Annotated in this window: 16 protein-coding genes; 7 read left to right on the top strand and 9 right to left on the bottom strand. The window is 72.3% G+C overall.

Annotation, left to right across the window (positions count from 1 at the left end):
• Positions 1–43: 43 nt before the first annotated feature.
• The 5 genes from thyX to QSK34_RS07720 form a co-directional block, all read right to left on the bottom strand.
• Complete coding sequence (gene thyX / locus QSK34_RS07740) at positions 44–754, bottom strand: FAD-dependent thymidylate synthase (protein WP_161477886.1); 711 nt, start codon at positions 752–754, stop codon at positions 44–46.
• A 20-nt stretch (positions 755–774) separates the two neighbouring features.
• Positions 775–1,557 carry an ABC transporter permease gene (locus tag QSK34_RS07735; protein ID WP_285581498.1) on the bottom strand — a complete coding sequence of 261 codons (783 nt, stop codon included), beginning with the start codon at positions 1,555–1,557 and terminating at the stop codon, positions 775–777.
• The gene (locus tag QSK34_RS07730) at positions 1,554–2,447 is read right to left on the bottom strand and encodes an ABC transporter ATP-binding protein (protein ID WP_285581496.1); all 894 of its coding nucleotides are present in this window, start codon (positions 2,445–2,447) and stop codon (positions 1,554–1,556) included. The genes QSK34_RS07735 and QSK34_RS07730 overlap by 4 nt, the downstream gene beginning before the upstream one ends.
• 54 nt (positions 2,448–2,501) lie before the next feature.
• A complete protein-coding gene (locus tag QSK34_RS07725) occupies positions 2,502–3,617 on the bottom strand; it encodes an amidohydrolase (protein ID WP_285581494.1) in 1,116 nt (371 codons plus the stop codon).
• Between the two features lie 78 nt (positions 3,618–3,695).
• Positions 3,696–5,819 (bottom strand): anthranilate synthase component I, encoded by a 2,124-nt coding sequence (locus QSK34_RS07720; RefSeq protein ID WP_285581492.1) that lies wholly within the window; start codon positions 5,817–5,819, stop codon positions 3,696–3,698.
• 298 nt (positions 5,820–6,117) lie between these two features.
• On the opposite strand from QSK34_RS07720, the gene QSK34_RS07715 reads away from it, so the two are divergent.
• The 3 genes from QSK34_RS07715 to QSK34_RS07705 all read left to right on the top strand — a co-directional run bounded on the left by QSK34_RS07715 (position 6,118) and on the right by QSK34_RS07705 (position 9,136).
• The gene (locus QSK34_RS07715) at positions 6,118–6,324 is read left to right on the top strand and encodes a DUF3311 domain-containing protein (protein ID WP_285581490.1); all 207 of its coding nucleotides are present in this window, start codon (positions 6,118–6,120) and stop codon (positions 6,322–6,324) included.
• Positions 6,321–7,919: a monocarboxylate uptake permease MctP gene (mctP, locus tag QSK34_RS07710; protein ID WP_285581488.1), complete on the top strand. Its 1,599-nt coding sequence runs from the start codon at positions 6,321–6,323 to the stop codon at positions 7,917–7,919. The genes QSK34_RS07715 and mctP overlap by 4 nt, the downstream gene beginning before the upstream one ends.
• Positions 7,920–8,032: 113 nt before the next feature.
• Positions 8,033–9,136: an AI-2E family transporter gene (locus tag QSK34_RS07705; RefSeq protein WP_285581487.1), complete on the top strand. Its 1,104-nt coding sequence runs from the start codon at positions 8,033–8,035 to the stop codon at positions 9,134–9,136.
• A 5-nt stretch (positions 9,137–9,141) separates the two neighbouring features.
• On the opposite strand, the gene QSK34_RS07700 is transcribed toward QSK34_RS07705, so the two are convergent.
• Positions 9,142–10,407 carry an aminotransferase class V-fold PLP-dependent enzyme gene (locus tag QSK34_RS07700; RefSeq protein ID WP_285581485.1) on the bottom strand — a complete coding sequence of 422 codons (1,266 nt, stop codon included), beginning with the start codon at positions 10,405–10,407 and terminating at the stop codon, positions 9,142–9,144.
• Positions 10,408–10,520: 113 nt separating this feature from the next.
• On the opposite strand from QSK34_RS07700, the gene QSK34_RS07695 reads away from it, so the two are divergent.
• The 3 genes from QSK34_RS07695 (at position 10,521) to QSK34_RS07685 (ending at position 13,612) form a co-directional block, all read left to right on the top strand.
• Positions 10,521–11,534 (top strand): PLP-dependent cysteine synthase family protein, encoded by a 1,014-nt coding sequence (locus QSK34_RS07695; RefSeq protein ID WP_285581483.1) that lies wholly within the window; start codon positions 10,521–10,523, stop codon positions 11,532–11,534.
• Positions 11,531–12,703 (top strand): MDR family MFS transporter, encoded by a 1,173-nt coding sequence (locus QSK34_RS07690; RefSeq protein ID WP_285581481.1) that lies wholly within the window; start codon positions 11,531–11,533, stop codon positions 12,701–12,703. Before QSK34_RS07695 ends, QSK34_RS07690 begins: the two co-directional genes overlap by 4 nt.
• A 360-nt stretch (positions 12,704–13,063) precedes the next feature.
• Complete coding sequence (locus tag QSK34_RS07685) at positions 13,064–13,612, top strand: EXLDI protein (protein WP_285581480.1); 549 nt, start codon at positions 13,064–13,066, stop codon at positions 13,610–13,612.
• 4 nt (positions 13,613–13,616) lie between these two features.
• Here QSK34_RS07685 and QSK34_RS07680 read toward each other — a convergent pair whose 3' ends face one another.
• The 3 genes from QSK34_RS07680 to QSK34_RS07670 all read right to left on the bottom strand — a co-directional run bounded on the left by QSK34_RS07680 (position 13,617) and on the right by QSK34_RS07670 (position 17,826).
• A complete protein-coding gene (locus tag QSK34_RS07680; RefSeq protein WP_285581478.1) occupies positions 13,617–15,872 on the bottom strand; it encodes a catalase in 2,256 nt (751 codons plus the stop codon).
• An 86-nt stretch (positions 15,873–15,958) separates the two neighbouring features.
• A complete protein-coding gene (locus QSK34_RS07675) occupies positions 15,959–17,275 on the bottom strand; it encodes a PEP/pyruvate-binding domain-containing protein (RefSeq protein ID WP_285581475.1) in 1,317 nt (438 codons plus the stop codon).
• A gap of 5 nt (positions 17,276–17,280) precedes the next feature.
• Positions 17,281–17,826, bottom strand: a complete 546-nt coding sequence (locus QSK34_RS07670) for a transcriptional regulator (RefSeq protein ID WP_285581472.1) — start codon at positions 17,824–17,826, stop codon at positions 17,281–17,283.
• 120 nt (positions 17,827–17,946) lie between these two features.
• On the opposite strand from QSK34_RS07670, the gene QSK34_RS07665 reads away from it, so the two are divergent.
• Positions 17,947–19,092 (top strand): zinc-dependent alcohol dehydrogenase, encoded by a 1,146-nt coding sequence (locus QSK34_RS07665; RefSeq protein WP_285581468.1) that lies wholly within the window; start codon positions 17,947–17,949, stop codon positions 19,090–19,092.
• Positions 19,093–19,136: the final 44 nt, after the last annotated feature.

The following is a 19,136-nucleotide window of genomic DNA, read 5'->3' as shown; positions in this document are numbered from 1 at the left end:
GGAGCCGCCCGGCGGCGGGCGCCTGAGCACCCCGGTACTCAAATCAGGGGGAGACGCGCCCGTTGGCGTTGAAGGCGGCGTGGGTGAGCGGCATCAGCCCGGCCCACAGGGCCTCCATCTTCTCGGCCACCATCTCGATCTCGCGCTGGGGGAACGACGGGACGACGGCCCGTTCGTCCTTGGTGCGCAACGACAGGAAGTGCATCAGCGCGCGGGCGTTGCAGGTGGCGTACATGGAGGAGAACAGCCCGACGGGGAGCACGGCCCGCGCCACCTCGCGGGCCACCCCGGCCTCGAGCATCTTCTGGTACGCCGCGTAGGAGGCCCGGTAGGACTCCTCCATCGTCTCGGAGACGAGGGTGTGCTGCTCGGGGGTGCCGTCGACGAACACGTACTTGCCGGGGCGGCCCTCCTGCACCAGCTTGCGGTCGGGGCCGGGCACGTAGAAGACCGGCTGCAGCTCCCGGTAGCGGCCGCTCTCCTCGTTGTAGGACCACACGCGGTGGCGGTGGAACTCGCGGAAGACGAAGATCGGCGCGCTGATGAAGAAGGTCATCGAGTTGTGCTCGAACGGCGACCCGTGGCGGTCGCGCATCAGGAAGTTGATCAGGCCCTTCGACCGCTCGGGGTCTTTGTGGATCTCCTCAAGCGACTGCTCCCCCGCCGTCGAGACCCGGGCCGCCCACAGCACGTCCGAGTCGGACGCGCTGTGTTTGACCAGTTCGACGGATACATCACTCTGCAGCTTCACCATGGGCCATGAGCATAACGACCTCAGGTGATGTCTCTCCGGGTGGTGGTGAGGTTGGCGACGACGGCGAACAGCAGGGCGTAGCCGATCAGGACCAGCGCGCCGCCCCAGGCGGGCAGCAGGTTCGACTCCCCGAGGCCGGTGTCGAAGTCGATGCTCATCAGCGCCTGCGCCGCCCCGCCGGGCAGCCACTTGCCGACCGTCTGGAGGGCGGGGAAGGAACTGAGGATCGACTCGATCACGAACGCCCAGACGACGCCGCCGATCAGCGCGGCCACCTGGTTGCGCACCAGCGCGCCCAGGCCGATGCCGAACAGGGCGTACAGGATCATCGTGGCCAGCACCCCGACCGCGAGCTGCGGGATGCGGTTGGCCGTCAGGTCGACCGTGCCGCCGCCGATCAGCACGGCGGTGACGGCGACGACGGCGGTGAACAGCAGCGAGACGACCGCGAAGAACGCGCCGATGAGCACGCCCGCGCCCAGCTTGGCGGCGATGACCCGGCCGCGCTTGGGCGTGGTCAGGAAGGTGCCGGTGATCGTCTGGTACCGGTATTCACCGGTCATCAGCACGATGCCGAGGATCATCGTGAAGATGTTGCCGTTGGCGTTGCTGAGGGCCAGCGGCAACCACGCCGGGTCGTCGAGGGCGGGCAGCGCGGGCTGGCCGTTGGGCGCCGGCGCCCCGGCCTGCGCGATCAGGAACGCCAGGCCGAGCGTGGTCAGGGCGAGCATGACCAGGGCCATCGCCCACCACAGGCGGGTGGTGAAGAGCTTCTGGAGCTCCGCGCGGATCAGGTTCGTCATGCCGGGGCCCCCTCGCCGGTCAGTTCGAGGAAGACGCTCTGCAGGTCGGAGCGCTCCTGGGCGACCTCGGTGAGGAGCACCCGCTGGTCGAGGGCGAGGCGGCCGATCTCCTCGGCGTCCAGGCCCTTGACCCGCAGCACGCCGGGTTCGACCTCCTCGACCTCGGCGCCGGCGGCGCGCAGGGCCGGGGCGAAGTCGTCCTTGGTCTTCACCCGGACCGTGCCGCCGCCGTTGCCGGTGAGTTCGGCGAGGCTGCCCTGGCGGACCAGCCGGCCCTTGGCGATGATCACCACGTTGTCGACGGTCTGCTCGACCTCGGCCAGCACGTGGCTGGAGACCAGCACGGCCGCGCCCAGGTCGTGGGCCAGGTGGCGCAGGAAGCCGCGCAGCCACTGGATGCCCGCCGGGTCGAGGCCGTTGGCGGGCTCGTCGAGGATGAAGATCTTCGGCTGGCCGAGCAGCGCGCCCGCGAGGGCCAGCCGCTGGCGCATGCCGAGGGAGAAGCCGCCGACCCGCTTGCGGGCGGCGTCGGCGAGGCCGACCTGTTCGAGCGCCTCGTCCGGCCGGGAGGCCGGCAGGCCCGCCGCGGTGGTCATGATGCGCAGGTGGTCGCGGGCGGTGCGGCCCGGGTGGAAGCTGGTGGCCTCCAGGACCGCGCCGACCTCGTTCAGCGGGTGGTCGAGGCTGGCGTACCGCCGCCCGTTGACCAGCGCCTCCCCCGAGTCGGGGGTGACCAGGCCGAGCAGGGAACGCAGGGTGGTGGTCTTGCCGGCGCCGTTGGGGCCGAGGTAGCCCGTGACGGTGCCGGCTTCCACCGTGAAGGAGACGTCGTCGACGGCGCGGACGGCGCCGAACGACTTGCTGAGGTTGCGGATCTCTATGGCAGTCATGGCGTTTCAAGTCTTTCTGCCAAGATCTGCTGGTTCCTCCTACCTGAAGACGATTTAGAGTCGGTAGATCCGACGAGCGTTCCCCGACCCGATCATCCCCGCGACCCGTTCCGCGTCTCCGCCCGACCAGTCGCCCGCCTCGATGCGGGCGGCCAGCTCGCGGGCCAGCACGGTGCGGTGCCGCAGCGCCCCCAGGTAGACGGTCTCGGCGACGCCCCAGCCGCCCGAGCCGAACATGATCTTGTGGAACGGCGCCAGGCCGAGCACCTCGGGGAGCCCGTCGCGGACGTCGATGTGCACGTGGGGGAAGGCGGCGGCCAGGAACGCGGCGGCGCGCTCGTACGGCGAGCAGTGCAGCAGGATGACCGGCACCCCGAGCGGGCCCAGCGCCCTGATGAAGGGGACCAGCGCGGTCGGGTCGGACCGGTGCAGCAGGCCCAGCTCGACCCCCGAGTGGCCGCACGGGATCTGCAGCGGCATGGCCCGCTCCCGCGCCACGTCGACGCCGGTCCAGAGCAGGTGGCGCAGCAGCACCGGGTCGGCGAGCGGCTTCTTCGGCTCGGCGGCCCGCCGCCCGGCCGCCGCCAGCACGGCCCCGCGCGCCGGCCGGACCGGATCGACGTCGAGCCCGCAGCGGTAGCCGATCACGGTCGACAACCCGACCGCCCGGGAGGCCCGCGCGGCCACCTCGCCCCGCAGCCGGTCGAGGTAGGCGGGCGCGCTCAGTCCTTCCTCCGCGACGTCCTGCTCGACCCGCTCCAGCCGGACGATCTCGTCGGAGGCCGCGCCCCCGAGCCGTCCGGTCTCGGCCACCGACAGCAGGTCGGGCGAGGCCTCGGTGCCGGTGTCGACCAGGAACGCGACGACCCCGGCGGCCCGCAGCAGCGTCCGGTTGACCTCGGCGGCGCCCAGTTCGGCCCGCCTGGCCAGGTATACCGCGGCCGGGGCGTGCGGTTCGAGCCCCAGGACGGGCGCGCACCAGCGCCGGATCGCCACGCCCTCGGGGGTGTCGAAATGGGTCGTCCCGGGCGGCGCGGGATGGCCCGCCCGGGTGATCAGCGTCTCGAACTGGGCCCTGACCAGGTCGTCGCGGCGCACCCCCTGGCAGTGGTGGTCGACCAGGGGCGCCGCCAGCGCCGCCCGGACCGGACCCGGCAGCACCGGCGTCATTTCCCTCGTCCCCCTTTTACGACAGGGACAGGACTTTAGAGCCGGGGACGCCGGGCGGTCAGGCGATCGGTGCGATCTTTACCGGGTCAGCCGGAGCACGTTGGCGATGATCTTCGCACCCGCGCCGCCCTCGGTGGTGAGGATCGACTCCGGGTGGAACTGCACCCCGAACCGGCGGTTGACGGGGTCTTCGATCGCCATGACGGCGCCGTCGGCGGTGGCCGCCGTGACCGTGAAGCCCTGCACACCCGGGTGCTTGGCGTGCACCGAGTGGTAGCGGGCCGCGGTGAACGCCTCGGGCAGCCCGTCGAGCAGCACGCTGTCGCCCTCGCGCTTGATCTGCCCGCGCTTGCCGTGCTCCGGGTAGGGCAGCAGGTCGAGCTGCCCGCCCGCCTGCTCGACCATGGCCTGCAGGCCGAGGCAGACCCCGAAGACCGGCAGGTTCCGCTCGTAGAGGGCGGCGATCAGGCGGTCGGTGCCGAAGTCGCTCGGCCAGCCGGGGCCGGGCGACAGCACCACCAGGGTCGGCGCGACCTGCTCGATCATCGCGAGCGGGAAGCCGTGGCGCAGCGTGACGACCCTGGCGCCCTGCTGGCGGAAGTAGTCGGCCAGGGTGTTGACGAACGAGTCCTCGTAGTCGACGAGGAGCACCGTGTGGCCCTCGCCCGGCTGCTCGGCCGCGACGGCCTCCTGGGCGACCTCGCCCCGGCCGACCGCCGCCAGCGCGCCCAGCAGGGCGCTGGCCTTGAGCTCGGTCTCGCGCTCCTCGGCGTCGGGGTCGGAGTCGAACAGCAGCGTCGCGCCCGCCCGGACCGTCGCCACGCCGTTCTTGATCTGGGCGGTGCGCAGGGTGAGGCCGGTGTTCATGGAGCCGTCGAAGCCGATGAAGCCGACCGCGCCGCCGTACCAGCGGCGGGTGGTGGCCTCGTGGTCCTCGATGAACTGCATCGCCCACGTCTTCGGCGCGCCCGTGACGGTCACCGCCCACATGTGGGTGAGGAAGGCGTCGAGGGCGTCGAACTCGGGGCGCAGGTAGCCCTCGATGTGGTCGACGGTGTGGATCAGCCGGGAGTACATCTCGATCTGGCGGCGGCCGATGACCTTGACCGAGCCGGGCACGCAGATGCGCGACTTGTCGTTGCGGTCGACGTCGGTGCACATGGTCAGCTCCGACTCCTCCTTCACGCTGGACAGGAGGGTGCGGATCGCCTCGGCGTCCTCGACCGGGTTGGCGCCCCGGGCGATGGTGCCGGAGATCGGGCAGGTCTCCACCCGCTCGCCGGTGACCCGGACGTACATCTCCGGCGAGGCCCCGACCAGGTGCTCGCCCTCGCCGAGGCTGAGGATGAACTCGTACGGCGCCGGGTTGCTGGTGCGCAGCCCCCGGTAGAAGGCGGGCGGGTCGTCGCACGGGGCGTGGAAGACCTGGCCGGGCACGACCTCGAACAGGTCGCCGCGCTTGAACTTCTCCTTGGCCTTGGCCACGACGTCGGCGTAGGCGCCCCGGACCGGGTCGGCCGGGATGTCGACGGCCTTGACCAGCTCGCGGGAGTCGCCGGTCCGCGGCAGGCCCTTGGTCTCGCGGCCCTCGTAGGCGAACTCGTAGGAGTACTCCAGCACGGTCTCCTTCACCCGGTCGATCACCACGAGGCGGTCGGGCAGGTGGAGGACCAGGTCGCGCTGGTCGTCGGGGCGGGTGAGCTGGTAGCGGATCGGCTCGAACTGGAAGGCCAGGTCGTAGCCGAACGCGCCGTAGAGGCCCAGGTGCTGGTCGTCGCCCTTGAACGCGGCGATGACCTCGCGGATCGCGGTGAAGACCGTGGGGCGGCGCGAGCGCATCTCCTCGGGCAGCCACTCGTCGGACTCGGGCACCTCGACCTCGGTGAAGGTGGCGGTGGGCGTGCCGACGACCTCACCGGCGGCGCGGAGACAGGCCGCGACGGCGGGGAGCACGACGGCGCCCCGGTCGTTGAGCGCGCGGGCCGAGATGCGCCGGCCCCGCGCGACAAGCTCCAGGCAGGGATCGGCGTAGCCGAAGGCCCATCGGCTGTACCTGCCCGGATAGTCCATCCCCGAGGAGAACGCCCCGCCCCGGCGAGTGCCGAGCGAGTCGACGATCTCGTCGAGGGCCGCCTCGGGGACGGCGCGCACCACGCGCTCGACCCCGATGCCGCCCGCCGTGGTGTAACCGCTGGTCTCCACTGTCGCCCCTTGATCCGTTCATGCCCCGGGGGCGGAAACGCAGAAGGCCGCCCAATCCCGGGGCGGCCTGTTTCGATTTCGCGAAAACCTGAGCTGAGGGCCGCCTGCTAGCGGCGCCACCACTGCTGCTGAGGAATTCGCATGCGGCACACAATAACACGCCGGACTCCACATGTCGGGCGAATGGCCGGGCACATGACCGCTCGGCGCGTCCAGGCTGCCGCTCGTCGATGGGAGCTCCACCTGTGACACCCGTCACTTTACGCTCCAATCGACAACCTGTCGGAAGGAGAGTCCGTTGACGGATCCACGCTCCCCCAGATCGGACCGCAGCCGCTGGAACTGGGTGTTGCTGCCCGCCGTGGTCATCCCGCTCGTACCGGCCCTGTTCAACCATGAGGAGCCCCGGCTGTTCGGCGTTCCGCTGTTCTACTGGCTGCAGCTCGCCTTCCTCGTCATCAGCGTGTCGGCGACCCTGATCGTCTACCGGGTGACCCGCCGATGAACGAGCACATCACCGAGATCGTCATCTTCACCGTCCTGTTCCTGCTGGTCAGCGGCATGGGCTTCGTGGCCGCCCGGTGGCGGCGGGCCGACGATCTGGCCTCGCTCAACGAGTGGGGGCTGGGCGGGCGCAACTTCGGGTCGTGGATCACGTGGTTCCTGGTCGGCGGGGACCTCTACACGGCGTACACGTTCGTGGCGGTGCCGGCGCTGCTGTTCGGGGCCGGGGCGACCGGGTTCTTCGCGGTGCCCTACACGGTCATCACCTATCCGCTGGTGATGCTGGTGCTGATCCGGCTCTGGTCGGTGTCCCACGTGCACGGGCTGGTGACGCCGGCCGACTTCGTGCGGGTGCGGTTCGGCTCGCCGACCCTGGCGCTGCTGGTGGCGATCACCGGGATCGTGGCGACGATGCCGTACATCGCGCTGCAGCTCATCGGCATCGAGGCCGTGCTGAAGACGATGGGCGTGACCGGCGACCTGCCGCTGATCATCGCGTTCGCCATCCTGGCGGCGTACACCTATCAGAGCGGCCTGCGCGCGCCGGCGCTGATCGCGTTCGTGAAGGACATCCTCATCTACCTGGTGATCCTCGTCGCGGTGATCTACATCCCGGCGCGGCTCGGCGGGTTCGGGTCGATCTTCGACGCGGCCGAGGCGAAGTTCGCCGGCACCCCCGCGCCCGGTGACGGGATCCTGCTGAACGCCAACAACCAGCTCCAGTACGTCACCCTGGCCCTGGGCTCGGCGATGGCGCTGTTCCTCTACCCGCACAGCGTGACCGGGGTGCTGGCCTCGCGGTCGCGTGACGTGATCAAGCGGAACATGTCGGCGCTGCCGGCCTACAGCCTGCTGCTGGGGCTCATCGCGCTGCTCGGCTACATGGCCATCGCGGCCGGGATCACCCCGATCGGGAAGGACGTGAACACGGTCGTGCCGCAGCTGTTCGACCAGATGTTCCCCGACTGGTTCACCGGCGTCGCGTTCGCGGCCATCGGCATCGGCGCGCTGGTCCCGGCGGCGATCATGTCGATCGCGGCGGCGAACCTGTTCACCCGCAACATCTACAAGGAGTACGTCCGGCGCGACGCCACCGACGCGCAGGAGGCCCGGGTCAGCAAGCTGACCTCGCTGGTCGTCAAGGTGGGCGCGGTGTTGTGCATCCTGCTGATCGACCCCCAGTTCTCGATCGACCTGCAGCTCATCGGCGGGGTGATCATCCTGCAGACGCTGCCGTCGGTGGCGCTCGGGCTGTTCACGCGGTGGTTCCACCGGGTGGGGCTGATCGCCGGCTGGACGGCCGGCATGACGGCCGGGATGGTCCTGCTCTACAACATCGCGAACCCGGCCAACAACCACGCCCATTTCGGCGGGTCGGCGTTCCCGCTGAGCAAGCTCGGCTTCGACACGCCGATGACGATCTACGCCGGGTTCCTGGCCCTGATCGTCAACCTGGTGGTCGCCGCCCTGGTGACGGTGGCGGCCCGCCGCCTGGGGTCGTCCGAGGGCGTGGACGGGACCCGGCCGCGCGACTACACCGCCGACGCCGGGGACCCGGAGGTGAGGGACGACCTGGAGCCGGCGGGCTCGACCTGAACCCCCTCCCCGTGCCGTCTTCGTCGCGCTCGTCCCGGCCACACGGAAGCTGGCCCCTCCCCGTCATCTCTGCGATCATCGGCGAGCACCGAACGTCACGGGGAGGGACGCCGATGGCACATCCGGCGGAGGAAGGGGACGGCCTGACGAGGGCCGCCAAGACGGCGGGGCGGATTCTGATCCTCATCGCCCTGACAGCAGTGATCCTGTGGATGGTCTACCAGGTCAAAACCGTCGCCATCAGCATCATCCTGGCGGTCTTCATCACCACGCTCATGATGCCCCTGGCCCGCGCCCTGCGCGACATCGGCCTGAACCGGACCCTGTCCACCGTGGGCGCCTTCATCGGCGTGATCGTCGTGCTGGCCGCCTTCATCGCGCTGCTGGTGCCGCCGACCATCGACGGGTTCGCCGAGCTCAACGCCAGCATCGGCCAGGTGGTCACCGACCTGCAGAAGACCGCCGCGGGGTTCGGCCTGGACCAGGCGAAGATCCAGGAGATCGTCGTCGACGTCCAGACATACCTGTCGCAGCGCGGCCAGGAGATCGCGTCGGGGGCGCTCACGGGGGTCCGCACCGCCGGCGAGATCGTGGTCGGCGGGGTGCTCGCCCTGATCCTGGCGGTCTACCTGGTCCACGGCGGCGACCACCTGGTCCACTGGGTGGCCGACCTGGCGCCGCGCGGCAGCCGCGGCCACATCCTGAACACCTGCCGCATCGTGTTCGACGTGATCGGCCGCTACGTCCGCGGCGTGGCGGCGGTCGGGTTCGTCGACGCGTTCTTCATCGGCATCACGCTGTGGGTCCTCGGGGTGCCGATCGCACTGCCACTGGCGGTGCTGACGTTCGTCGGCGCGTTCCTGCCGGTCATCGGGGCACTGTTCGCGGGCCTGCTGGCGGCCGTGGTGGCGTTCGTCGCCAAGGGGTGGATCGTGGCCGTGATCGTGATCGCGGTGACGATTCTCGTGCAGCAGCTCGAGGGGCATGTCCTGGCGCCGTTGATCTACGGGAAGGCGCTCGACCTGCCCGGGGCGGTGATCCTGGTGGCCTTGGCGGTGGGCAGTGTCGTCGCGGGGATCATGGGCGCGTTCCTGGCGGCCCCGGTGGCCTCGGTGATCGTGGCCCTCATCCGCAACGCCAAGGGCCGCTCCCCCGACGAGGGCCCGCCGGCGGCGCCGCCGGAACCGCCGCCCCCCGCCAGGCCCGCGGTGGCCTGACCCGGTCAGCGCCCGGTCAGCTCCCGCAGGGCGGCGGCGAGGCGGTCGACGTCGGCGGCCGAGGTGAACAGGGCCGGGGTCACCCGCACGCAGTCGCCCTTGGTGACGCCGTCGCGGTGCACGGTGAAGATGCGGTGCCGGGTGTAGAGGTGGTCGACGACGGCGGTGTTGTCGGCCTTCGACGTGCGCCCGGCGAGGCGGAAGGCGGTCATGCCGCCGTACATGGCCGGGTCGTCCGGGGTCAGGATCTCGATGGGCAGGTCGCGCACCTGGTGGACCCAGCGGTCGCGGAGGTAGCGCAGGCGGGCCTCCTTCGCCGGGGCGCCGAGGCTCTCGTGGAAGTCGAGGGCGGCGCCGACGCTGAGGATGGGGGCGACGTCCATGGTGCCCGAGTGCACCCGCGACCGGATGTCGGCCGCCTGCGACTCGTCGCCGAACACGGGGGCGATGTCGGGCAGGCGCTCCCTGCGGATGTAGAGGAAGCCGCTGCCGAGGGGCGCGCCCATCCACTTGTGCAGCGAGAAGACGCCGAAGTCGGCCTTCAGCGACGGCAGGGTGAAGTCGAGGTGGCCCCAGGAGTGGGCGGCGTCGACGATCACGTCGACGCCCCGGGCGCGGGCCAGGTCGACGATCTCGCCCACGGGCACGACCAGGCCGGTGCGGTTGTTCATGTGGCTGAGCAGCAGCAGCCGCAGCCTCGGGGTCGTCTCCAGGGCGGCGGCGTAGGCGTCCAGGACCGCCTGGCGGGTGGCCGGTTCGGGGATCACCAGGCGTTCGACGCGGGCGCCGTGCCGGTCGGCCAGCCAGTTCAGGGCCGACTGGCCGGTGTGGAAGTCGAGGTCGGCGTACATGACCGCGTCGCCGGGGGCGAGGCGGCGGTAGCCGGTGATCAGGTTCTGCAGGGCCTCGGTGCCGCCCCGGGTGAAGGCGATCTCCTCCTTGGTCACGCCGAGGAGGCCGGCGATCCGCGCCGCCGCCTCCTCCGCGTCCTGCCGGTACGCCGTGCGCAGCAACCGGCTGTTCTCCGCGTTCAACCGGTCGGAGTGGGCGTGGTAGGCCAGCCTGACGGGTTCGGGCATGCTGCCGAAGTAGCCGTTCTCCAGGTTCACGAAGCCGGGGTCGACCCGGAACGCCGCCGCCACCGACCGCCAGAACGCCTCGTCGTGGGCGAGCCGCCCGGGAGGGCCCGCGGGCGCCGCGATTGCGGTCGCGGGGCGGGCCATGAGCGACAGCGGCAGGCCGGTGAGCATCGCGCGGCGTGACAGGGTCACGTCTCCCCCTTCGGTACGGCTGGGGGGGCTGATCGATTATCCGCCGCCCCCGCCGCCGGGACCGGCGGGGCACCACCAAACACGCGGAAAGTTCGGTTACTTTGCGTGACGACATGTCTTCTCAACTGGTGGGCGGCACCCCGGTACGCCTGATCACCGAGCCCTTCGCCCCCGCCGGGCGGGGCTTCTGGGCCAAGCTGGAGGCGGTCAACCCCGGCGGTCTCAAGGACCGGGCCGCCCTGCACATCGTCGGGCGGGCCAGGGAGCGCGGCGAGCTCGCGCCGGGCGCGATGATCGTGGAGTCGACCTCCGGCACGTTCGGCCTGGGGCTGGCGCTCGCGGGGATCGTGTACGGCCATCCGGTCACCGTCGTCACCGACCCCGGCATGGAGCCCCTCGTCCACCGGCTGCTCTCCGCCCACGGCGTGCGGGTCGAGACGGTGACCCGGCCCCATCCGGACGGCGGCTGGCAGCGGGCCCGGCTCGACCGGGTGGCCGAGCTGCTGGCCGAGCACCCGGGGGCCTACTGCCCCGACCAGTACGCCAACCCCGACAACGTCGGCGCCTACGCGGGCCTCGCCGACGAGCTGGTCGAGCAGCTCGGGCGGGTCGACGTGCTGGTGTGCAGCGTCGGGACCGGCGGCCACTCGGCCGGGGTGACACGGGCGCTGCGGCGGCACGACCCGCGCGTCGAACTGGTGGGGGTCGACGCGGTCGGGTCGACGATCTTCGGCCAGCCGGCCCGGCCCCGGCTGATGCGCGGCCTGGGCAGCAGCATCCACCCGCGCAACGTCGCCCACGGGGAGTTCGACGAGGTGCACTGGGTGGCCGCCAACGAGGCGGTCTGGGCCTGCCGGACCCTGGCCGCCACCCACTACACGACCGGAGGGTGGAGCGTCGGCGCGGTCACCGTCGTCGCGTCGTGGCTGGCCCGCACGCTTCCGCCGGGCACCGTCATCGCCGCCGTCTTCCCCGACGGCCCGGCCCGCTACGGCACGACGATCTACGACGACGCCTACTGCGCCGCCCACGGCCTGCTCCACCGGCCGCCGGCCGCCGAACCCGACGAGATCAAGACGGCCGGCGAGGCCGAGGTGACCCGCTGGACCCGGATGGTGATCCGGTGACGGCCTGGCGCTCGTTCGACGCGACGACGCGATTGCTGATGGTCAACCAGTTCACCATCAACGTGGCCTTCTACCTGCTGATGCCGTTCCTGGCCGGGCACCTGTCCGGCGGCCTGGGCCTGGCGGGCTGGACCGTCGGGCTGGTGCTCGGCGTGCGCAACCTCAGCCAGCAGGGCCTGTTCCTGCTCGGCGGCACCCTCGCCGACCGGCTCGGCTACCGGCCGGTCATCATCGCCGGATGCCTGCTGCGCACACTCGGTTTCGCGCTGCTCGGCTTCGCCCACACCCTGCCGGTGCTGCTGGCGGCCTCGGCGATGACCGGGTTCGCGGGGGCGCTGTTCAACCCGGCCGTACGCGCCTATCTCGCCCATACGGCCGGTGACCGGCGGGTCGAGGCGTTCGCGCTGTTCAACGTCTTCTACCAGGCCGGGATCCTGCTCGGCCCGGTGGTCGGGCTGGCGCTGATGGCGGCCGACTTCCGGCTGGTCTGCGCGACGGCCGCCGGGGTGTTCGCGCTGCTGACGGCCGTGCAGGTGCTCGCGCTGCCGCCCGGCCCCGAGACGCGGACCGGGCCCGCGGGGGTGCTGGCCGACTGGCGGGCCGTGCTGGCCAACCGGCCGTTCGTGCTGTTCGCGGGGGTGATGACGGGGTCGTACGTGTTGTCGTTCCAGGTCTACCTGGCGCTGCCGCTGGCCCTCGGCGACCCGGGCGCGGTGACGCTGCTGTTCGTGGTGTCGGGCGGGATCGCGGTGCTCGGCCAGCTGAGGATCACCGCCTGGGCGCGGGCCCGGTGGACGCCCGCGCAGGCCATGACGTGGGGGCTCACCCTGATGGGGGCGGCGTTCGTCCCGCTGACGCTGACGACCTGGCCGGGCGCGGTGCTGCTGTGCGCGGCGCTGCTCGGGGTGGGCACGGCGCTGACGTACCCGTTCGAGATGGACACCGTCGTGGCCCTGTCGGGCGGGCGGCTCGTCGCCACCCACTACGGCCTCTACAACTCGATCGCCGGGATCGGCATCACGGTGGGCAACCTGGCCGTCGGGGCGCTGCTCGACCGGGCGGCCCTGTTGTGGGTGGCGCTGGCCTGCCTGGGCGGGGGGTGCGCGGCGGGCGTCCACCTCCTCGGCCGCTCGGGACTCACCCGGCCGCTACCGTGGGCCCATGGCTGACGGATGGCGCTGGGACGAGACCCTGTTCGCGGGCACCGCTCCTCACTACGAGCGCGGCCGGCTGCCCTACACCCCCGGCTACGCCGAGACCCTGGCGGCGGCGCTCGGCCTGGACGACCGGAGCCGGCTCCTCGACGTCGGCTGCGGCCCGGGGACCGTGACCCTCGCGACGGACCCGTTCGTCGGCGAGGTCCGACTCCGCGCCGCACCTGTTCGGCGACCGGCTCGCCGACTTCGAGCACGACCTGCGAGCATTGCTCGGCGAGGGCCCGTTCCCCGAACGCCTCCCGGCGACGGAGATCCGGCTCTGGCGCTCCGCCCAACATACGTATACTTATGCGCATACGGAGGAGGCCGACGATGCCCAATAAGACGATCTACGTCTCAGACGACGACCTGCCGCTCTTCCAGCGGGCCACCGAGCTCGCCGGGGGCAAGCTCTCGGCTGCGATCAGCACCGCCCTGCGGCGCTACGTCGAGACGGAGGAGGGCCGGCAGGAGGGCTACGACGAGGTCGTCGTGAAGGTCGGCCAGGGCACGGCGGTGCGCAAGCAGCGTTTCTCCGGCGTGCTGCTCGGCGAGTGGAGCCGCATGGTGGGCCAGCGGACCGAGACGTTCCGGGTCTACCGCTCCCGCAAGGGCAAGTACGTCCTCCACGTCGAGCGCTCCCCCGAGTGGACCGACAGCATGACCCGCGACGCCGACAACTGGTTGTCGGGCCTGTTCTCCCGCGAGGCGTTGCGCACCTACCTCGGCCTGGCCGACTCCGACTACGGGTTCATCCAGGGCGAGGCCACCCTGGAGGTCCTCGACACGTTCGAGGGGCTGCGCGGCCGGGTCCCCGACGAGTTCTACGACATGATCACCGGTCTCGGCCGGCCGCCCGTCGTCGAGGACCTCGACATCTAGCCCGTCAGGCGTTCGGGCCCAGCGAGGCGGGGAACCGCGACCAGACGCGGTGGCCGCCCAGCAGGGTGACGACCTCGCCCAGCACCTCCGGTCCCGCCTCGCCGACGACCACGCCGGGCGCGCCGGGCGGGATGCCCGCCGAGGCGAACGCGTCGGCCGCGCCGTCCCAGCCGCCCAGCGGCTTGCCGTGGCGGTAGGCCTCGTTCAGCATCAGCGAGACACGCGGGTCGACCGGGCCGCTGAGGCCCGCCTTGGCGTCGCGGGCGCCGATCGCGTCGGGGCCCGGCGCGGGCGCGCCCGCCACCACGATCGCGTCGAACTCGACGGACCGGGCGGCGGCGAAGGTCCGCTGCACCGAGATCGGGTCGCCGGGGCCGGGCAGCACGCCGCCCGCGGGCGCGATCACCAGCGGCACCATCCCGCCGTCGAGCACGGCCTGGCGGACCGTCCGCAGGGCGTCGAGGTCGCCGCCCGCGACGATGCCGACGATCCGGCCCGTGGTCGGCCACTGGCGGCCGACCTGCGACAACGCGGGGCTCGGCTCGACGTACACCTCGGGTTTGCCCTCCGGGACCGGCAGGCCGAGGCCGAGCGCCACCTGCTCACACAGGTAGGGGTCGACCCGCGCCAGCACCTGGAGCTGGCGCTCCCTGATGGCCTGCTCGAACACCTTGCTCAGCTCGAAGGTGTACGCGGCGATGATGTGCGCCTGCTCCACCGGCGACATGCTCAGCCAGAACAGGCGCGGCTGGCTGAAGTGGTCGGCGTAGGAGGCGGGCGCCGTCCGGCCACGGGCCGCCGCCTCGACCGGGACCGGCACCTCGACGTAGCCGCCGGGCGCCTGGAACGGGCAACCCCCGTCGAGCGAGTTCGGCCGGTAGGGCGCGACCCCGGTGTGCACGGCGGTCTGGTGCATGCCGTCGCGCAGCATGTCGTTGACCGGGGCGTGCGGCCGGTTGATCGGGAGCTGGACGAAGTTGGGGCCGCCCAGGCGGGTGATCTGCGTGTCGAGGTAGGAGAACAGGCGGCCCGCGAGCAGCGGGTCGTCGGTCACGTCGATGCCGGGCACGAGGTGGCCGACGTGGAAGGCGACCTGCTCGGTCTCGGCGAAGAAGTTGACCGGGTTGGCGTTCAGCGTGAGCAGGCCGATCGGCTGCACCGGCGCGAGCTCCTCGGGCACGATCTTCGTCGGGTCGAGCAGGTCGATGCCCTCGAACGTCTGGTCCGGGGAGTCGGGGAAGACCTGGATGCCGAACTCCCACTCCGGGTAGGCGCCCGCCTCGATGGCGTCGGCCAGGTCGCGGCGGTGGAAGTCGGGGTCGACCCCGTTGACGATCTGCGCCTCCTCCCACACCAGGGAGTGCACGCCCGCCTTCGGCTTCCAGTGGAACTTGGCCAGCACGGTGCCGCCGTCGGCGGCCACCAGGCGGAAGGTGTGGACCCCGAACCCCTCCATCATCCGGTACGACCGGGGGATGCCCCGGTCGGACATGTTCCACATCGTGTGGTGGGTCGCCTCGGTGTGCAGCGAGACGAAGTCCCAGAACGTGTCGTGGGCGCTCTGCGCCTGCGGGATCTCGCGGTCGGGGTGGGGCTTGCCGGCGTGGATGACGTCGGGGAACTTGATGGCGTCCTGGATGAAGAAGACCGGGATGTTGTTGCCGACCAGGTCGAAGACGCCCTCGGAGGTGTAGAACTTGGTCGCGAACCCCCGGGTGTCGCGGACGGCGTCGGCCGAGCCGCGCGAGCCCAGCACGGTGGAGAAGCGTACGAAGACCGGCGTCTCCACGTCCTTGGCGAGGAAGGCGGCCTTGGTGACCTTCGCGGCGGAGCCGTAGCCGCGGAAGACGCCGTGGGCGGCCGCGCCGCGCGCGTGCACGACCCGTTCGGGGATGCGCTCGTGGTCGAAGTGGGTGATCTTCTCGCGCAGGTGGTGGTCGCGCAGCAGCACCGGCCCGCGCGGCCCCGCCTTGAGCGAGTGGTCGGTGTCGGGCAGGCGCGTCCCGGTCGCGGTGGTCAGGTAGGCGCCGCCCTGCGCCCTGGTCTCGGTGGTGTCGCCCGAGGGCTGACCGGTCGCCGTGAACGGGTCGGGGCCGCGCTGGTCGGGTTTGGGCGGCAGCGGACCGCGCGGCTCGACCGGTTCGGCGACCTGCGGAGGGGCGCTGCCCGGCCGGCCCGGGATCTCCTCCCCGCCGTTGTCGGAGATCGCGTCGATGACCTTGTCGACGGCCTTGGCGACCGGGTTTTCCTTCTTGTTCACGGTGTCCCCTCAGTGGCGGGCGCTGGTCTGGAGATCTGCCCGGTGCTACTGAGTGGCACGCGACACAAGGGACGAAAATGACCATTTCACTGTCTGAGGACGGCGTGGGCCGCCCGGAGGCGTTCCACCTCGGGCCGGTCGGGGGCGCCGCCCGAGACGTCGTCGGCCCAGCCGAGCAGCCGGTGGACGTGGGCGTCGGCGAGTTCCGCGGTCACGGCGGGCTCGCCCAGTGCCACCTCTCCGCTGGTCCCGTCGAGCGTGACGAGGGCGCCCTCGGGGATCGTGCGCCCGCCGGCCCGCACCGACCCCGCCGACACCACCAGCCCGGCCGCGCCGACCACGGCCGGTCTGCCCATCGCGCGGGCGACGACGGCCGCGTGGCTGGCCGGGCCGCCGCGCGCCGTGACGATCCCGGCGGCGGCCGCGATGCCGCGCAGGTCGAGGGGGGAGGTCTCCGGGCGCACCAGGACGACGGGCCCGGCGGCGGCCATCCGGACCGCCGCCTCGGCGCTGGTGGCGACCCGTCCGGTCGCCACCCCCGGGCAGGCGCCCAGCCCCCGGGCGACGACGTCGGCGGGGCCGGTGACGCGGGCCACCCGCCGGAGGTCCGCCGGGGCGACCCGCAGCAGCGCCTCGGCCCGCCCGATGACACCCTCGTCGGCCAGGTCGGCGGCCACCACGACGGCGGCGGCGCCGGTGAACCGGCCGGGACGCACCTGGAGGAACCACAGGTCGCCGCTCTCGTAGGTGAACTCCAGGTAGCAGGCGTCGCGGTAGTGCGCCTCGACCCGCGCCATCGCGTCCGTCAGCCCGGCCCACACGGCGGGTTCGCGCCCGGCCAGCTCGCCGAGCGGCACGGTCGCCTCCCGGCCGGAGACCACCGCGTCGCCCCGCCGCCCGAACAGGACGTCGCCGAAGGGGACGGGCGCGCCCGTCGTCGGGTCGCGGGTGAAGGCGACGCCCGTTCCGCTGCGGGGGTCGCGGTCGCCGTACACCATGGCCTGGATGGTCACGGCGGTGCCGAGGTCGTGGGGGATGCCGTTCAGTTCCCGGTACGTCCGGGCCCGGGGGGCGTGCCACGAGGCGAAGACCTCGGTGACCGCGTCGAGCAGGGGCCCGATCGGGTCGGCGGGCAGGCCGAGGACGGTCGTCATCATGCCGGGCATCGAGACGCCCGCGCCCGACCGCACCGCCACCTCGCCGGCGGGCAGCCCCGCGAGGGCGGCCGACACCTCGGCGGCCAGCCCGCCGGGCAGGCGGCCGTCGCGCAGGTAGGCGCGGCAGGCGTCGGCGCCGATCACGAATCCGGCCGGCACGGCCAGCCCGAGCCGCATCAGGACGCCCAGCCCGTGGGCCTTCCCGCCGATCACCTCCACCGGCTCCCCGGACGGCAGGGGACGCACCCACCTCACCGGGGGATGCCGAGGGTGAGCAGCAGATCCTCGTGGAGCTGGAACCAGACGACGTGGTAGGACGCCATGTCGTCGGTCACGTAGCGGGTCTCCCCCGCCCGGACCCGCACCAGCGCCTCCGCCAGCCGCACCCGGTAGCGCCCGAACCGGGGCAGCGCCTCAGCCAAGTCGGCGAGGACCGGCTCGGCCCGCCGGTCGAGATCGCCGAGCAGCGTGAGCACCCGCGCGTCGGGGCGGAGCTGCCACGCCTCGCACAGGTCGAGCAACTCGGCGTTGAGCGGCAGGAACCGGTCGAGCGCCCCGGCCACGGCCGCCCCGGTCCCGGCGGCGGCCAGCTCGTCGGCGATCCACGCGGCATGGGCGTTCCGGCCCGCGGGGGTGATGCCCCACCCGCCGAAGGGGCCGGGCTCGAACGTCACCAGCCCGGCCACGGCCAGGTCGATCAGCTCCGACTCGACGTCGGGCTCGGCCCGCCCGGCGACCTCGGCCAGCCGCGCGAGCGTGGTGGAACCGGCGCAGCGGAGGGTGTGGAGGGTCAGCACAGAGGAAGCATACGCCGACCATCCAGATGTTATGAACATCCGGATCGGCCGTTAGGCGATCGAGGTCAGGGGCACGGCAATAGCAGGGCCACGACCTTCCATCGCCGAAGGAGGCAACCCATGAAGGCAGTCGTCTGGCACGACACCGGGAAGATCTCGCTCGATCAAGTCCCCGACCCGAAGATCCAGGAACCCGAGGACGCGGTCGTCCGCATCACCACCAGCGCCATCTGCGGCACCGACCTGCACATGGTCCGGGGCACCATGCCGGGCATGCGCCCCGGCACGATCCTCGGCCACGAGGCGGTCGGCGTCGTCGAGGAGACCGGTCCGAAGGTCCGCAACTTCAACGCCGGCGACCGCGTCCTGGTCTGCTCCACGATCAGCTGCGGACGCTGCGTCTACTGCCGGGCGGGCTACCACGCCCAGTGCGACGTCGCCAATCCCAACGGGCCGGCGGCCGGGACCGCGTTCTTCGGCGGCCCCGAGGCGACCGGCCCCTTCGACGGGCTGCAGGCGGAGTACGCCCGCATCCCCTACGCCCACACCGGCCTGGTCGCCATCCCGCCCGGGGTCAGCGACGAGCAGGCCGTCACGGTCAGCGACATCTTCCCGACCGCCTGGTTCGGCGCGCGCCTGGCCGAGGCCGGCCCCGGGGACGTGGTGGTGGTCCTGGGAGCGGGCCCGGTCGGCCAGCTCGCCGCCCTGTCGGCGCGGATGCAGGGCGCCGGGCGCGTCATCATCGTGGACGGCAACGCCGACCGCCTGGAGACCGCCCGGCTCCAGAACGCCGAGACCGTCGACTTCAACGCCGAGGACCCGGTCGAGGCCGTCAAGGACCTGACCGGCGGCGTGGGCGCCGACCGGGTGATCGACGCGGTCGGGGTGGACGCCGAACCGCCCGCCCGCGACCGCGAACGGCCCGGCCACGATCTGTGGGAGCCCGGCGAGGCGCCCGACCAGGCGCTGCGCTGGGCCGTCGAGATGGCCGACAAGGCCGGCACGATCGGCATCGTGGGCGTCTACCCGCCGGGCTTCGGCAACTTCCCGCTCGGGACGGCCATGAACCGCAACCTGACGGTCAAGATGGGCAACTGCCACCACCGGCGTTACGCCCCCGGCCTGCTCAGCAGGATCGCGGCCGGGTCGGCCGACCCGACGACGATCCTCACCCAGCAGGAGACGATGCCCGGCGTGCTGGAGGCCTACCAGGCCTTCGACCGGCGCGAGCCCGGCTGGACCAAGGTCGCCATCGAACTGGGCTGACCGGCTCACCCGAGGGCCTTCGGCGCACTCATCCCGATTCGCGG

This window comes from Herbidospora sp. NBRC 101105, from assembly GCF_030269205.1.
In the GTDB taxonomy this organism is placed as follows: domain Bacteria; phylum Actinomycetota; class Actinomycetes; order Streptosporangiales; family Streptosporangiaceae; genus Herbidospora; species Herbidospora solisilvae.
The sequence above is the reverse complement of the archived record's forward strand: the minus strand, read 5'-3'. Positions and strand labels throughout refer to the sequence as shown.

Bases quoted from the DNA above. Each gene is read 5' to 3' on its own strand.
- thyX (WP_161477886.1), bottom strand. From the start codon at position 754: ATGGTGAAGCTGCAGAGTGATGTATCCGTCGAACTGGTCAAACACAGC.
- QSK34_RS07735 (WP_285581498.1), bottom strand. From the start codon at position 1,557: ATGACGAACCTGATCCGCGCGGAGCTCCAGAAGCTCTTCACCACCCGC.
- QSK34_RS07730 (WP_285581496.1), bottom strand. From the start codon at position 2,447: ATGACTGCCATAGAGATCCGCAACCTCAGCAAGTCGTTCGGCGCCGTC.
- QSK34_RS07725 (WP_285581494.1), bottom strand. From the start codon at position 3,617: ATGACGCCGGTGCTGCCGGGTCCGGTCCGGGCGGCGCTGGCGGCGCCC.
- mctP (WP_285581488.1), top strand. From the start codon at position 6,321: ATGAACGAGCACATCACCGAGATCGTCATCTTCACCGTCCTGTTCCTG.
- QSK34_RS07705 (WP_285581487.1), top strand. From the start codon at position 8,033: ATGGCACATCCGGCGGAGGAAGGGGACGGCCTGACGAGGGCCGCCAAG.
- QSK34_RS07695 (WP_285581483.1), top strand. From the start codon at position 10,521: ATGTCTTCTCAACTGGTGGGCGGCACCCCGGTACGCCTGATCACCGAG.
- QSK34_RS07685 (WP_285581480.1), top strand. From the start codon at position 13,064: ATGCCCAATAAGACGATCTACGTCTCAGACGACGACCTGCCGCTCTTC.
- QSK34_RS07665 (WP_285581468.1), top strand. From the start codon at position 17,947: ATGAAGGCAGTCGTCTGGCACGACACCGGGAAGATCTCGCTCGATCAA.